General features: G+C 58.6%; 11 protein-coding genes and 1 tRNA gene. 8 read left to right on the top strand and 4 right to left on the bottom strand.

Going from position 1 to position 13,815, the window contains the following annotated elements:
- Positions 1-47: 47 nt before the first annotated feature.
- The 4 genes from ACR0A2_RS07910 to ACR0A2_RS07895 form a co-directional block, all read right to left on the bottom strand.
- Positions 48-1,457, bottom strand: coding sequence for an FAD-binding oxidoreductase (locus ACR0A2_RS07910; RefSeq protein ID WP_480834671.1), 1,410 nt, complete (start codon positions 1,455-1,457; stop codon positions 48-50).
- Positions 1,458-1,550: 93 nt separating this feature from the next.
- Positions 1,551-3,338, bottom strand: a complete 1,788-nt coding sequence (ggt, locus tag ACR0A2_RS07905) for a gamma-glutamyltransferase (RefSeq protein WP_480834670.1) — start codon at positions 3,336-3,338, stop codon at positions 1,551-1,553.
- Between the two features lie 110 nt (positions 3,339-3,448).
- Entirely contained in the window at positions 3,449-3,838 is a 390-nt protein-coding gene (locus tag ACR0A2_RS07900; RefSeq protein WP_480834669.1) for a GFA family protein, read from the bottom strand.
- Positions 3,839-3,858: 20 nt separating this feature from the next.
- Positions 3,859-4,845, bottom strand: a complete 987-nt coding sequence (locus ACR0A2_RS07895; protein ID WP_171167022.1) for a 2-hydroxyacid dehydrogenase — start codon at positions 4,843-4,845, stop codon at positions 3,859-3,861.
- Between the two features lie 198 nt (positions 4,846-5,043).
- Here ACR0A2_RS07895 and ACR0A2_RS07890 point away from each other — a divergent pair, with 198 nt between their 5' ends.
- The 8 genes from ACR0A2_RS07890 to ACR0A2_RS07855 all read left to right on the top strand — a co-directional run bounded on the left by ACR0A2_RS07890 (position 5,044) and on the right by ACR0A2_RS07855 (position 13,811).
- Positions 5,044-5,505 carry an SH3 domain-containing protein gene (locus ACR0A2_RS07890; protein ID WP_171205541.1) on the top strand — a complete coding sequence of 154 codons (462 nt, stop codon included), beginning with the start codon at positions 5,044-5,046 and terminating at the stop codon, positions 5,503-5,505.
- A 96-nt stretch (positions 5,506-5,601) separates the two neighbouring features.
- Positions 5,602-6,591, top strand: coding sequence for an NADPH:quinone reductase (locus tag ACR0A2_RS07885; protein ID WP_480834668.1), 990 nt, complete (start codon positions 5,602-5,604; stop codon positions 6,589-6,591).
- Positions 6,592-6,681: 90 nt separating this feature from the next.
- Positions 6,682-6,756: transfer RNA gene (locus tag ACR0A2_RS07880), tRNA-Gln, on the top strand.
- Positions 6,757-7,586: 830 nt separating this feature from the next.
- Positions 7,587-8,171: an ANTAR domain-containing response regulator gene (locus tag ACR0A2_RS07875; RefSeq protein ID WP_480834667.1), complete on the top strand. Its 585-nt coding sequence runs from the start codon at positions 7,587-7,589 to the stop codon at positions 8,169-8,171.
- A complete protein-coding gene (locus ACR0A2_RS07870; protein WP_480834666.1) occupies positions 8,168-9,337 on the top strand; it encodes an ABC transporter substrate-binding protein in 1,170 nt (389 codons plus the stop codon). The genes ACR0A2_RS07875 and ACR0A2_RS07870 overlap by 4 nt, the downstream gene beginning before the upstream one ends.
- A 270-nt stretch (positions 9,338-9,607) precedes the next feature.
- The gene (locus tag ACR0A2_RS07865) at positions 9,608-10,972 is read left to right on the top strand and encodes a CmpA/NrtA family ABC transporter substrate-binding protein (protein ID WP_480834665.1); all 1,365 of its coding nucleotides are present in this window, start codon (positions 9,608-9,610) and stop codon (positions 10,970-10,972) included.
- A 71-nt stretch (positions 10,973-11,043) separates the two neighbouring features.
- Entirely contained in the window at positions 11,044-12,126 is a 1,083-nt protein-coding gene (locus ACR0A2_RS07860; RefSeq protein ID WP_152458841.1) for an ABC transporter permease, read from the top strand.
- A gap of 5 nt (positions 12,127-12,131) precedes the next feature.
- A complete protein-coding gene (locus tag ACR0A2_RS07855) occupies positions 12,132-13,811 on the top strand; it encodes an ABC transporter ATP-binding protein (RefSeq protein WP_480834664.1) in 1,680 nt (559 codons plus the stop codon).
- Positions 13,812-13,815: the final 4 nt, after the last annotated feature.

The following is a 13,815-nucleotide window of genomic DNA, read 5'->3' as shown; positions in this document are numbered from 1 at the left end:
CATGTGGACGATTTGAAGGCGCAATGCGGGCCAGAACGCGAAAACCGCTAGGATTGGCCGGATAATACCTTGCCGGGATTCATGATGTTCTCGGGATCCAAAGCAGCCTTGATTGCGGCCATATACTGCGTGGCGGCGCCCAGTTCCTTGATAAGGTATGGCCGTTTGCCCTGGCCGATTCCGTGTTCACCTGTGCAGGTGCCTTCCATTGAAATTGCCAGGTCGTTCAACCATCCGACAAACTCTTCGGCTTTGGCAACTTCTTCGGTGTTCCGCATGTCGATCAAAATAAGCGTGTGAAAGTTCCCATCCCCCACATGCCCCACAATTGGCGCGAGCAAGCCAAGATCCGCTGCCTTCTGCTGAGTACTTGTCACACATTCCGCCAGGCGCGAGATCGGCACGCAGACATCCGTTGAAATACCACGCGCGCCGGGGCGCAATTGCAGACACGCCCAATACATATCATGGCGCGCCTGCCAAAGCTTGTTCCGTTCTTCGGTGGTCGAGGTCGCAGCAAAATCCGTACCGCCGAACTCCTCGGCGATCTGACCAAAGGTTTCAGCCTGTTCCGCCGCACCGGTTTCAGAGCCATGGAATTCAAGCAGCAGCAATGGCGTTTCCGGAAGACTCAGCCCGGAATAGGCGTTTGCCGCCTGAACCGACATTTCATCCAGCAACTCTATTCGGGCGACCGGAATGCCATACTGAATGGTCATCATCACCGCGCGGCACGCGGCATCGACCGAAGGAAAGGAACACCTGGCCGAGCTGATCGCTTCGGGGATGCCCTGCAAGCGCAGAGTCAGCTCGGTGATGATACCCAACGTGCCTTCCGCCCCAATCAGAAGGCGTGCCAGATCATACCCGGCCGATGACTTCTTGGCCCGGTGACCGGTACGGATGATCTGGCCGTCCGGCATGACCGCCTCGAGGCTGAGAACGTTGTCCCGCATCGTTCCGTATCGCACCGCATTGGTGCCCGAAGCGCGGGTCGCGGCCATACCGCCCAGCGACGCATTCGCCCCCGGGTCAATCGGAAAGAACAAACCCTGATCCCGCAAATGAGTATTCAGCGCCTCGCGCGTGACGCCGGGCTGCACGACACAATCCAGATCTTCGGCGTGGACAGCCAGCACCTTGTCCATCTGCATCAGATCGACCGAGATCCCCCCCGCTGGCGCATTCACATGCCCTTCCAGCGACGTTCCCGTGCCAAAGGGAATCACCGGCACCCGGTGCGCGGCACAGGTTTTGACGATTTCCGACACGTCCTGCGTAGTATGCGGGAAAACCACGGCATCCGGGCTCTGGTTTTCGATCCAAGTCGTGGTGTGCCCGTGCTGTTCACGAATCGCGGCACCCGTTTGCAACCTGTCGCCAAAACGTTGTTTCAGAACGCCTATGACGGTTTCGATACCTGTTTCATTCCGAGGCAAAGCGGTCGCTTGCACCATCGTCATCCTCCCCTGTCCCGGCACGTTGCGGGCCGTTCAGTCCATGACTAAAGGGCCCACCAAATGCGGGCAATCCCCACAAATACCGAGGCCCTATTCGCCCAGCGCAATACCTTCGCGACGGGGGTCGGCACCACCGCTCAGCCCGTCGCCGATTTCGATGGCGTGAAGGCCAGATGTCAGGTCACGCGGGTTTACCTCGAACCCAAACTGGGTCAGCCCGTCGGAAAAGCCTTCGGCAGCGGTCCCGGCCTCGACATCATATGTTCCGAAACGATTGACGAGATGCGGCAGCGACACGGCTTGTTGCACATCCATGCCCCAGTCGGCCCATGCGATGATCGATTTGGCCACATAGCCGATGATCCGACTGCCACCCGGCGAGCCAATCGCCAGAACCGGCGCGTCATCCTGCATCACGATGGTCGGGCTCATGGACGAACGCGGGCGTTTTCCGGGTTCCAGCCGGTTGGCGATCGGCACACCATCGCTGTGGGTCTTGAACGAAAAATCCGTCAGTTCGTTGTTCAGAAGGAACCCGTTCGTCATCAGGCGTGAGCCAAAGCCGTTTTCGATGGTCGTGGTCATCGACAGCACGTTGCCATAGCTGTCTACAATCGAGATATGCGAGGTTGAAGGCAGCTCCAGCGACACATCATCCGCCCAGTTCAGTGCGTGGTCGAACTCCGGCTGACCGGGCCCGACATCTGCCAGCGCGCCTTCGTTGTTCAGCAATTCCGCTCGTTGCGACAGGTAGGCCGGATCAACCAGCCCTTTGGTCGGCATGGGCACGAAATCGCTGTCAGCCATGTACCGGCCGCGGTCTGCAAAGGCGAGGCGCGAAGCGTCTCCGATCAACCGCCAGGCCTCGGCGCTTTCCGGCCCCATGGCCGCCAGATCATAACTGTTCAGCATCCCCAGAATTTGCCCCACTGTCAGCGCACCCGACGACGGCGGGCCCATGCCGCAGACTTCATAGGCGCGGTATTCCGCGCAAACCGGCTCGCGCTCGATCACCTGATACAGCGCAAGATCCGCACCGGACAGAACACCGGGATTGCCCGGAGCATTGCGAACCGTGCGCACGATGTCTGCCGCAATCTCACCGCCATAGAAACCGGCCGCCCCGTCACTGGCCAACACACGCAGCGTTTCGGCATAAGCCGGGTTCATCAGGCGCTGCCCCTGTTGCAGCGGTGCGCGCCCCGGCAGGAAATATTCAGCGGTTTCCGGGAAGCGCGACAGGCGCTCGGCATCGTTTTCAACAAGGCTGGCCAGACGTGGGGACACCAGGAACCCTTCATCCGCCAACCGGATTCCATCGGCAAACAATCCGGGCCACGAGGAACGCCCCCAGCGGCGATGCGCCTCTTCCAGCAAGGCTGGTGTACCCGGCGTCCCCACGGACAGCCCACCGACAACCGCATCGAAGAATTTCAGCGGCTCACCGTTTTCGTCCTGAAACAGGGTCGGTGTGGCCGCCAGCGGCGCCGTTTCTCGCCCGTCCAGAGTTGTCATCCGACCGGTCGCTGCATCGTACCAGACCAGAAACGCACCGCCGCCCAAGCCCGAGGATTGCGGTTCGACCAGGCCCAGCACGACCTGCACCGCAACCATGGCGTCTGCGGCAGACCCACCTGCGCGCAATACTCTGGCGCCGGCTTCCACCGCCAGCGGGTTGGCCGCGGCAACCATCCAGTTCTGGGACGTGACCGGAACGCCATCCAGTTTGGCCTCGAGCGCCGCGATGACCTCGTCGGTCATGGCCTGTACCTGCCCTTCCGTCGCCGTTTCGGGTGCAACGGCATCGGCCGCTTCCTGAGCGAACCCCGGAGCTGCAAAACAAAATGCAGAAAACAGTAGAACTGAAACACGTCTCATCTGATCAAATCCTCCAATACATCCCTGACTATCAAAACTGCGCGCCGAACACGCTCTGAACAAGTCCAAGCTGCACGCCATCAACACATGGCCGACGTCCGCAGCACGCGTTAAGCCTTTGCGTCGCCTACCAATCGATCCTGATCATAGCGGGCCATACCGCGGAACTCGGGCAACCACGCTTCACGCCGGGTGACCCAGCTTTCATATGTTGGCGTCAACTGATCTGGCGCATCAAGGCATCCAAGATGCACCTCCACTTCGGTTCCGCTGCGCGCAAAGACCGGAGAGCCGCAGCCGGGGCAAAAGAACCTGTCAGCATAACTGCGCGCTTCGCCGAATACCTCTATTCTGTCGTCCGGGAAAACGGCCACCGCATAAAACACTGCGCCATGATGCTTGCGGCAGTCCAGACAGTGACAGATTCCGACCCGCAATGGACGACCCGAAGCCCTGATGCGCAGATTTCCACAACGGCACCCTCCTTCATAGACGTCCATTCCTGCTCCTTTCCAGAGCGCTAGAGCATTGCCGGTACAACCTGATCCGGCGGGCGGTGGCCGTCTTCAAAGGTCTTGATGTTGATGATGACCTTCTCGCCCATCTCCACCCGGCCCTCGAGCGTTGCCGATCCCATATGAGGCAACAGAACCACATTGGGCAGCTGCCGTAGGCGCGGGTTCACGTCAGTGCCCTGTTCGTAGACATCCAGCCCCGCCCCCGCAATTTCACCTGCGCGGATCATCCGGGTCAGGGCGTTTTCGTCCACGACTTCACCACGTGACGTGTTGACGATCACCGCCGAGGGTTTCATCAGTTTCAGACGACGTGCGTTCATCAGATGGAAGGTCGACGGCGTTGAGGGGCAATTGACCGAGATCACATCCATCCGCGCGACCATCTGATCCAGGCTTTCCCAATAGGTTGCCTCCAGCTCCTGCTCGGTCTCGGGGCGCAGCCTGCGGCGGTTGTGATAATGAACCTGCATTCCAAACGCGTTCGCACGCCGCGCCACCGCCTGCCCGATCCGGCCCATGCCCAGAATGCCCAGACGACGACCTCCGATACGGCCTCCCAGAAACGCGGTGGGCGCCCAGCCGGACCAATCTCCCTGCTGCATCACGCTCAGACCTTCGGGAATGCGTCGGGTAACAGCCAGAATCAGGGCCATGGTCATATCGGCGGTGTCATCGGTCAGAACCCCCGGCGTGTTCGACACCAGAATCCCACGCTGGCGCGCGGTGGACACGTCAATATTGTCGACACCGGCACCGTAATTGGCGATGAGCTTAAGCCTTTCGCCCGCCTGACCCAGCAGACCGCCATCAATCGCATCGGTTACCGTAGGCACCAGGACATCAGCGTCCTGCACTGCGGCCACCAGTTCCTCGCGCGTCATCGGAGTGTCATCGTCGCGCAAGCGCACATCAAACAACTCGCTCAAACGTGTTTCGACCGCTTCGGGCAACCGTCGCGTAACGACAACACTCAAACGTTCTCTTGGCACCTCGGCCCTCCCACTGCTTTGCAAACGGACGCGCGCCATGGCATCGTGGCGCAGGATAAGGCGGGGCACAAGAACCCCTTTGGCATTGAGTCGACCTTTTTTCGGAACCGGATCAACAGGCATAAGAGCAGGCAGTCAGTGAGTGGTATTCGACCGGTAAATCGCCGCTGTCTGGCGGCACTATCCGTATTTCTGATCATGTTCGGCGCATGGGCTGCTCATGCCGACGTGAAACGAGGATCCGTCACCAACCTCCCCCTGCCCCGTTATGTCTCGATGAAAGCAGCAGAAGGCAACGTGCGGCGCGGACCTTCTTTGACACATCGAATCGACTGGGTGTTCAAACGGCGCGGAATGCCGCTTCAGGTCACTGCCGAATACGGCAACTGGCGACGGGTTCAGGACCGCGACGGCGCTGGAGGCTGGGTTCACTACGCCCTATTGTCGGGTGTTCGGACAGTACTGATTGAATCTGAAATGCTGCCTGTCTATGCCCGACCCGATCCGACCTCCCCCGTGAATGCGCATTTCGAATCCGGGGTCGTGGCCCGACTGGGAACCTGTTCGCTGGACTGGTGCCGGATCACCGCTGGCGGGTATCGGGGGTGGACCTTGAAGTCGAATCTATGGGGGGTCGACCCGTCCGAGATTCGCGAATAACCACAGGGCCGACCTTCCCCCGCGTTGCGGACACGCGACAAGGTGTTTGAGTTTCCCGCCGATATGCTGTGAAACTCGACCGAAACGGAGGCGATCATGCGCGCAGTTACATATTCCACCTTCGGAGACCCGGCCGATGTCCTGCGGATACAGGACCTCCCTCCGGTCCCGCCGGGTCCGGGCGAGGTCACGGTAGAGCTGTCCTTTTCCGGGGTGAACCCTTCCGACGTCAAAGCCCGCGCCGGGACCAGACCGGGCGTGACGGAGCCCCCGTTCCCCCTGATCATCCCGCACAGTGATGGCTCTGGCGTGATCTCGGCCGTTGGCGACGGAGTTTCCGCATCTCGGATCGGTCAGCGCGTGTGGATCTGGAACGGGCAATGGCAACGCCCTTTCGGCACCGCCGCCAGCCACATCACCCTTCCCGATGCGCAGGCCGTGGCTTTGCCGGATGCAGTATCGTTGCAGACCGGCGCGATTCTGGGCATTCCCGGTCTTACCGCCTGCCACGCGGTGTTTTCAGGCGGCCGTCCCGATGGGCAAACGATCTTGATACATGGTGGCGCGGGCACCGTCGGCTTTCTGGCCGTTCAGCTTGCCAAATGGGCAGGCGCGCGCGTGATCGCGACGGCCAGCCCTCGCAACTTTGACCGGGTCCGGGAAGCCGGCGCAGATATCGTGATTGATTACGCCAGCGAGGATCTTTCCACCGAAATTCTCGATGCAAATGAAGGAAAGACAATCGGCCAAATCATCGACGTCGAATTCGGCCGGAATATTCAAACAAACGCCGCGGTCATCGCCGAGAACGGTCGCATCAACGCCTATGGCTCTGCCCAAGACATGACCCCCGTGTTTCCATTCGGACCGATGATGTTCAAAGCCATGAAGCTTGAGACCATTTTGATTTATCTTCTTCCGCCGGATCTTCGTACCAATGCCGTGAAGACCCTTCACAAGGCCTTGACGGATGGCGCTTTGACCTGCCCTGTTCAAAGGGTCTTTGCACTTGAGGAATGCGCATCCGCTCATGCAATGGTGCAGGATGGAAACCGGACCGGAGCCGTGTTGATCGACACCAAATGACCGCCCTGAAAAAAAACTGTTCAACGTGAGATTTTTTGACAAAACGCTCTTGATCCCTGCCAACAACAATCGTAGACAGCCGCTCACCGTTGGGGTGTAGCCAAGTGGTAAGGCAGCGGTTTTTGGTACCGTGTATCGTAGGTTCGAATCCTACCACCCCAGCCACTTTCCATGAAAAGTCGAGAAAATAAGAGCTTTCCCAAGTTCATCTTAGACAATGTGTCTCAGTCGCCCGAAACTGTGACACAGGTTGTAACACAATCCGTTGCGCACTATGCGCGAAAGCGCTCTAGCTCGTCTCATCAGAAGCCAAAACACTGCGCCGGCCCTTACCTCATGCGAATGGGTCGGGCATTCCATTTCCGCAAACGCCTTCCCAGGGCGCGATCAAACTTACAATCAAACTCATCTCTGTACCTTTCCCTGCGCACCGACCTCCCGCTTGACGCCGTGAAACGAGCCGCCAGGCTTCTCACGGTCTACGAGCGAATGGAGAAAGAAATCCTGGACGCCCACGCCTCTCAAGACCTGAGCCCTGCTGACTGAAGATCTCCCAGCGGAACTGGTAGGGGTCCTGGCAGAACAAAGCAGTATGGGCAGCTTTGAGCCTCCCCAACTGAACTGGTCCACCGTTATGTTCAGGAAACGAAGAACCACGAATGGCAAACAAGCGACCGAAGCCAGAAGAGGTAGATTCGAAGTTGCGGCAGTTTGAACTTCTGATGGGCCAAGGCATGCCCCGTCTTGATGCGATCGGACAGATCAGAGTTGTTGAAAAATCCTACGACCGTTAGAGAAAGTGACAAACACAAGGTTCGATGCGAGACGCCACTGCAGCGCTCACCGCAGACTTCTTTGATGCCATGTAGAAAAACTGTGCAGGCATTCCGCTAAATGTGGAAATACGCTGAAATAATGGGCGAACCGGCAGCCTGGTGAACAGATTATTGGCCTTGGAATTGCGATCAATGAATCTTGGTTTCAATTGAGACTCTATGAATCAACATCTGACTGTCGTTGTAGTTGAACAGAACCATGAGCGTGCTTTTGCGATCGTAGATGCCCTAAAAGAGGCTGGCGACGTAGACGTTTCTGTAATCGGCAATGTCTCCGGGCTGGCACGTAAAATTGCAACGCATAGCCCGGACATTGTCCTGATCGACATCGACAATCCATCGCGGGATATGCTGGAAGAGCTCACCGTTGCTTCAGGCCCATTGGAACGTCCCGTGGCGATGTTTGTCTCGAGCGCTGCGGGCGGGTTGGCGAAAGCCGCAGTTGAGGCCGGGGTATCGGCCTATGTCGTCGACGGTTTGCAAGCCGAGCGCATTAAACCTGTAATCGATACCGCTATCGCCCGGTTTCAGGTGTTACGTCAGATGCGGACCGAACTGGCCGAAACCCGCCGTGCGCTGGAAGAGCGCAAAGTGATTGACCGAGCTAAGGGCTTGTTAATGAAGGCCAAGGGCGTTTCGGAAGATGAAGCCTATGCCCTGCTCCGTAAAACCGCGATGAATCAGAATCGCCGGGTTGCCGAGGTGTCCGAAGCCTTGGTCACAGCATCAGGTTTGTTGTCATGAGAACGGCAACCCTGCCTGTCGCCTATATGCCTTTGGTTGATGCCGCACCACTGATCGTGGCACGCGAGATGGGGTTTGACCACGCCGAAGGCATCTCGTTGGACCTGCGACCGGCTCCATCTTGGTCGTCTCTGCGTGATATGCTGGCCTTTGGGCACGTGGACGCGGCACATCTGCTGTCACCCGTCCCCGTTGCGATGGCTTTGGGTCTTGGAGGCATTGCGACACCGTTATCCGCCGTGTCTGTCCTGTCGCTCAATGGCAATGTCATAGGTGTTGGAACTCAATTGGCTGGGCGGTTGGCCGACCAGGGCTACGGCTTCGATTTCTCCGATGCTGCTGCAGCTGGGGCTGCACTGGCACAGGCCGCCGGCGACGTTTTGGTGTTCGGTGTACCTTTTCCGTTTTCGATGCATGTTGAATTGTTGCGTTATTGGGTCGCTGGAACCGAACTGGCCTCGAAACAGGTCGAAATCCGAACCGTCCCGCCTCCACTCATGGCGCAGGCGCTCGCAGGTGGTGAGATCGATGCCTTCTGTGTGGGTGAGCCCTGGGGCTCATTCGCTGTAGACGACAATGTCGGTGCACTGCTGTTGCCCGGCAAGGCGATCTGGTCCTGTGCACCTGAAAAGGTGCTGGCGGTCAGAAACGACTGGGCCGAAACCGAACCACATTTGCTGGGCAGCCTTATGCGGGCCGTTTGGCGCGCAGGACGCTGGCTTTCGAACACTGACAGCCGAACAACTGCATCCGAGATGCTGTCGCGTAAAACCTATCTCAACGTCTCACCCGAGCTGATTGACCGAGCGCTGATGGGCGAATTCACTATATCGGCCCGCGGCGAGCAGCGCCATGTCGATGGGTTTGTCGAGTTTTTTGACGGCGCTGCCACCTTCCCATGGCGCAGTCAGGCGAAATGGGTTGCGCATCAATTGGCGCAACGAAACGGGCTGGACGCCGGAACTGCGGAACGACAATCCGCAAAGGTCTTTCGCAGTGATCTCTATCGTCGCGAATTGCAAGGGCTTGGTGTGGAAACACCCGGCGCGTCCGAGAAACTTGAAGGGGCGTTACCCGAGTCGACGGCGGTTGCCTCGACCAATGGCAGCCTGATTCTGTCTCGGAACGTCTTTTTCGACCGACGCATTTTCGAGCCAGCGGGGTAAGTCTGCACAAAATTTTTGCAGTGCAGCATCTGTTATTGCTGCGACGCAGAATTTTCGAGGTGAAAACGCGGAAAATTGATGACGCGCCGCTGCGTGACTGGCTAAATCGGAACATCGGAAGGCAACGACGCCCACCGACGGAATTCGCCCATAGTCCAGGGCACCTCACAAGAGCAAAGCCGCTCGACCATCCGCCACCTCCTCCCGGCGGACTGTGTCGGCGGCTTTTTTGTTTGCCCAACGGGTTGGGCTGAACCGAAAGGGAACGAGATGAAAAAGCTTCTTTTAGGCCTTGCTGCGACGACGGCGCTTGTGTCACCGGCACTGGCCGAACTGGAACTGGAAAAAGACGAGCTAACGTTTGGATTTATCAAACTGACTGACATGGCGCCGCTGGCTGTCGCCTATGAGAATGGGTACTTTCTTGACGAAGGCCTTTTCGTGACGCTGGAAGCACAAGCCAACTGGAAAGTGCTGCTGGATGGCGTGATCGACGGGCAGCTGGATGGCGCGCACATGCTGGCCGGGCAGCCTTTGGCCGCGACCATCGGTTACGGCACCGAGGCGCATATCATCACGCCATTTTCGATGGACTTGAACGGCAACGGCATCACCGTCTCGAACGAGATTTGGGAAGAGATGAAACCGAACATCCCGGTGATGGATGATGGTCGTCCCCAACACCCTATCAGCTCCGAGGCGCTTGCTCCAGTCGTCGAGAAATACAAGTCCGAAGGTAAGCCCTTTAACATGGGCATGGTCTTCCCCGTTTCGACCCATAATTACGAACTGCGCTATTGGCTTGCCGCCGGTGGACTGCACCCCGGCTACTACAGCCCTGACAACGTAACCGGCCAGATCGGCGCAGATGTGTTCCTGTCAGTAACGCCACCGCCGCAGATGCCTGCCACGTTGGAGGCCGGCACGATATACGGCTACTGCGTGGGCGAGCCTTGGAACCAACAGGCTGTGTTCAAGGGTATCGGCGTGCCGGTCATCACGGACTATGAGCTGTGGAAGAACAACCCTGAGAAGGTCTTTGGCATCACAGCCGAGTTCGCAGAAGAGTATCCCAACACCACGCTGGCTGTGACCAAGGCCCTGATCCGCGCCGCGATGTGGCTGGATGAGAACGACAACGCCAACCGCCCCGAGGCGGTCGAGATCCTCAGCCGCGCGGAATATGTGGGCGCAGATTATGACGTGATCGCCAACTCGATGACCGGCACATTTGAATACGAAAAAGGCGACAAGCGCGAAGTTCCTGATTTCAACGTGTTCTTCCGCTACAACGCGACATACCCGTTCTATTCGGACGCGATCTGGTATCTGACACAGATGCGCCGCTGGGGTCAGATCCCTGAATCCAAGCCCGACAGCTGGTATGACGAGGTTGCCAAATCTGTCTACAAACCCGAGATCTATCTGGAAGCCGCGCGCCTGCTAGTCGATGAAGGCCTGGCGAATGAGGCCGACTTCCCCTGGGACAGTGATGGTTACAAAGCGCCCACCCCGGCCGAGGATATAATCGACGGCATCACCTATGACGGCCGCACCCCCAACGCCTATCTCGAAAGCCTGTCCATTGGTCTGAAGGGCGATCAGAAGATCGTCGGCTCGGACGTGCAAGGCTAATCCCATGCGTCGCGCCCGGTATCAGTCGGGCGCACACCCCAAAGTGCCCCGCCATCGCAAGGACACATCAGATGACAACGGTCGATCCCGAATTCAACGCAGACGCCGCCAAAGAGGCGCGTCGCACCCGCCTGTTCACCCGCATCAACGCCGCCGACAAATGGTTCCAGATTCTTGGCCTAAGCTGGGCCACCCCGGTCCTGAAAGCTGCCGCCGGAGACAACCCCCGCGCTCAGATGACCGAAATCTGGCGTCTTCTGGTCGTCCCCCTGCTGTCGATCTGCGCCTTCCTGCTGCTTTGGGGGACGCTCGCCCCGAAAGTGCAAACTTCCCTGGGCGCCGTACCAGGCCCAGCTCAGGTCTGGGCAGAAATGGTCAACCTCAACGAGGACGCACAGGCCAAGGCCGCCAAGCGCGCCAAGTTCGAGGCAATGGTTGAGAAACGGAACCAGAAGCTGATCGATACGGGCCGCGCGGACGAGGTCAAACAAGTCGCCTACACCGGCGCGCCGTCTTACTACCAGCAAATCTGGACCTCTATCAAAACCGTGTTCTTCGGGTTTCTGATCGCGACCGTTGTGGCCGTTCCCCTTGGGATCGCTGCCGGACTGTCGCCGACCGCCAATGCGGCGCTGAACCCGCTGATCCAGATCTTCAAACCGGTCTCACCTCTGGCGTGGCTGCCGATCGTGACCATGATCGTTTCGGCCGTCTACGTCACCAACGACGGTTGGTTCGCCAAGTCCTTCCTGATCTCGGCCATCACCGTGACCCTGTGTTCGCTTTGGCCGACCCTGATCAACACCGCGCTGGGTGTGGCGACCATCGACAAGGACTTGGTGAACGTCTCCAAGGTTCTGAAAATGAACACCTATACCAAAGTCACTAAGCTGGTGCTGCCTTCGGCGTTGCCGCTGATTTTCACAGGTTTGCGCCTGTCGCTTGGTGTCGGCTGGATGGTTTTGATCGCGGCTGAAATGCTGGCGCAGAACCCAGGTTTGGGCAAATTTGTCTGGGATGAGTTCCAGAACGGTTCGTCCAGCTCGCTTGCCAAGATCATGGTTGCGGTCTTCACCATCGGCATCATCGGTTTCTTGTTGGACCGGGTGATGTACGCACTGCAATCCCTCTTCACATTCACGAACAACCGGTGAGCGCGATGAGCATACTGAGCTTCAAAAACGCCACGAAATCCTTCGGTGAAGGCGCTGCGCGGACGGATGTGCTGAAAGGCATCGATCTGGACGTGCAGAAGGGCGAGTTTCTGGTGATCCTCGGCTTTTCCGGAACCGGAAAAACGACCCTGATTAACCTCATGGCCGGTCTGGATACTCCAACTGGCGGAGAGGTCACGTTCAAAGGCACTCCGATCAAGGGGCCGGGCCTGGAACGTGGCGTAGTATTTCAGAACTATTCACTGATGCCTTGGCTGACGGTCAGCGGCAATGTGGGACTGGCGGTCGATACGGTCTTTCCGGGCCTCGGCAAGACTGAGAAGGCCGAGAAGGTCGCGCATTATGTGCAGATGGTGGGTCTCAGCCACGCTGCCACGCGCCGCCCGGCGGAACTGTCGGGTGGGATGCGTCAGCGGGTCAACGTGGCGCGTGCCTTGTCGATGAACCCCGAGGTTTTATTGTTGGATGAGCCTCTGTCGGCGCTCGACGCGCTCACCCGTGCCAATCTGGCAGATGAGATCGAACATATCTGGGAGGCCGACAAAAAGACCTGCGTTCTGATCACCAATGACGTGGACGAGGCGATCATTCTGGCCGACCGGATCATCGCCTTGAACCCCGATGGTACGTTGGGCCAGGAATTCCGCGTATCGATCCCGCGCCCTCGCGAACGCGGTGCAATGAACAACGACGAGACGTTCAAGCGCCTACGCGCCGACGTCACCAAGTACCTGATGGATGTGGGGATCGAAGCCAAGGTCGAAGGCTCGCGCATCCTGCCCGATGTTACACCGATCCATGGAGTTCCAACGGCGGTGGCCGAGGCACAAAAGGGGATGATCGAGAGCCGTTTCCTCGACTTCTCACAGCTTCATAAAGTCTACCCGACGCCCAAGGGCCCTCTGACCGTTGTTGAGGACTTCGATCTGAAGATCGACAAGGGCGAGTTCATCTCGCTGATTGGCCATTCAGGTTGCGGAAAATCTACGGTTCTGACCATGGCTGCGGGGCTAAACGATATATCCAAGGGCGCGATCAAGCTGGATGGTCGTCATGTCGAGGGGGCTGATCCCGAACGCGCCGTGGTGTTCCAATCCCCCAACCTGTTCCCATGGCTAACTGCCAAGGAAAACGTCGCGATCGGGGTCGACAAAGTCTATCCCAAGGCCAGCATCGCCGAGCGTCAGGATGTCGTTGAATACTATCTGGAACGCGTCGGCCTGGCCGATGCGATGGATAAATCCGCCTCTGATCTGTCAAACGGCATGAAGCAACGCGTCGGCATCGCCCGCGCCTTTGCCCTATCGCCCAAACTGCTGTTGTTGGATGAACCCTTCGGGATGCTCGACAGTCTGACCCGCTGGGAATTGCAGGAAGTGCTGATGGAGGTCTGGTCCCGCACCAAGGTCACCGCAATCTGTGTGACCCATGACGTGGATGAGGCGATCCTGCTGGCCGATCGCGTGGTGATGATGACCAATGGCCCACAAGCGACCATAGGCAAGATCACCAAGGTCGACCTGCCGCGCCCGCGCACCCGCAAAGCGCTGCTGGAGCATCCGGACTACTACGCCTACCGGCAGGAGGTCCTCGATTTCCTCGAAGAATACGAACACGGCGCCAAGCCAAAAACACCCGCCCCCAAGGCGATTGCAGCGGAGTGAAACC

Source organism: Ruegeria sp. H8 (genome assembly GCF_056532905.1).
This window is presented reverse-complemented; position numbering and strand designations above follow the sequence as displayed.

What these genes read in the sequence shown, in the direction of transcription:
- ACR0A2_RS07910 (WP_480834671.1), bottom strand. Translation starts at nt 1,457, where the DNA reads ATGGTGCAAGCGACCGCTTTGCCTCGGAATGAAACAGGTATCGAAACC.
- ggt (WP_480834670.1), bottom strand. Translation starts at nt 3,338, where the DNA reads ATGAGACGTGTTTCAGTTCTACTGTTTTCTGCATTTTGTTTTGCAGCT.
- ACR0A2_RS07900 (WP_480834669.1), bottom strand. Translation starts at nt 3,838, where the DNA reads ATGGACGTCTATGAAGGAGGGTGCCGTTGTGGAAATCTGCGCATCAGG.
- ACR0A2_RS07890 (WP_171205541.1), top strand. Translation starts at nt 5,044, where the DNA reads ATGTTCGGCGCATGGGCTGCTCATGCCGACGTGAAACGAGGATCCGTC.
- ACR0A2_RS07885 (WP_480834668.1), top strand. Translation starts at nt 5,602, where the DNA reads ATGCGCGCAGTTACATATTCCACCTTCGGAGACCCGGCCGATGTCCTG.
- ACR0A2_RS07875 (WP_480834667.1), top strand. Translation starts at nt 7,587, where the DNA reads ATGAATCAACATCTGACTGTCGTTGTAGTTGAACAGAACCATGAGCGT.
- ACR0A2_RS07870 (WP_480834666.1), top strand. Translation starts at nt 8,168, where the DNA reads ATGAGAACGGCAACCCTGCCTGTCGCCTATATGCCTTTGGTTGATGCC.
- ACR0A2_RS07865 (WP_480834665.1), top strand. Translation starts at nt 9,608, where the DNA reads ATGAAAAAGCTTCTTTTAGGCCTTGCTGCGACGACGGCGCTTGTGTCA.
- ACR0A2_RS07860 (WP_152458841.1), top strand. Translation starts at nt 11,044, where the DNA reads ATGACAACGGTCGATCCCGAATTCAACGCAGACGCCGCCAAAGAGGCG.
- ACR0A2_RS07855 (WP_480834664.1), top strand. Translation starts at nt 12,132, where the DNA reads ATGAGCATACTGAGCTTCAAAAACGCCACGAAATCCTTCGGTGAAGGC.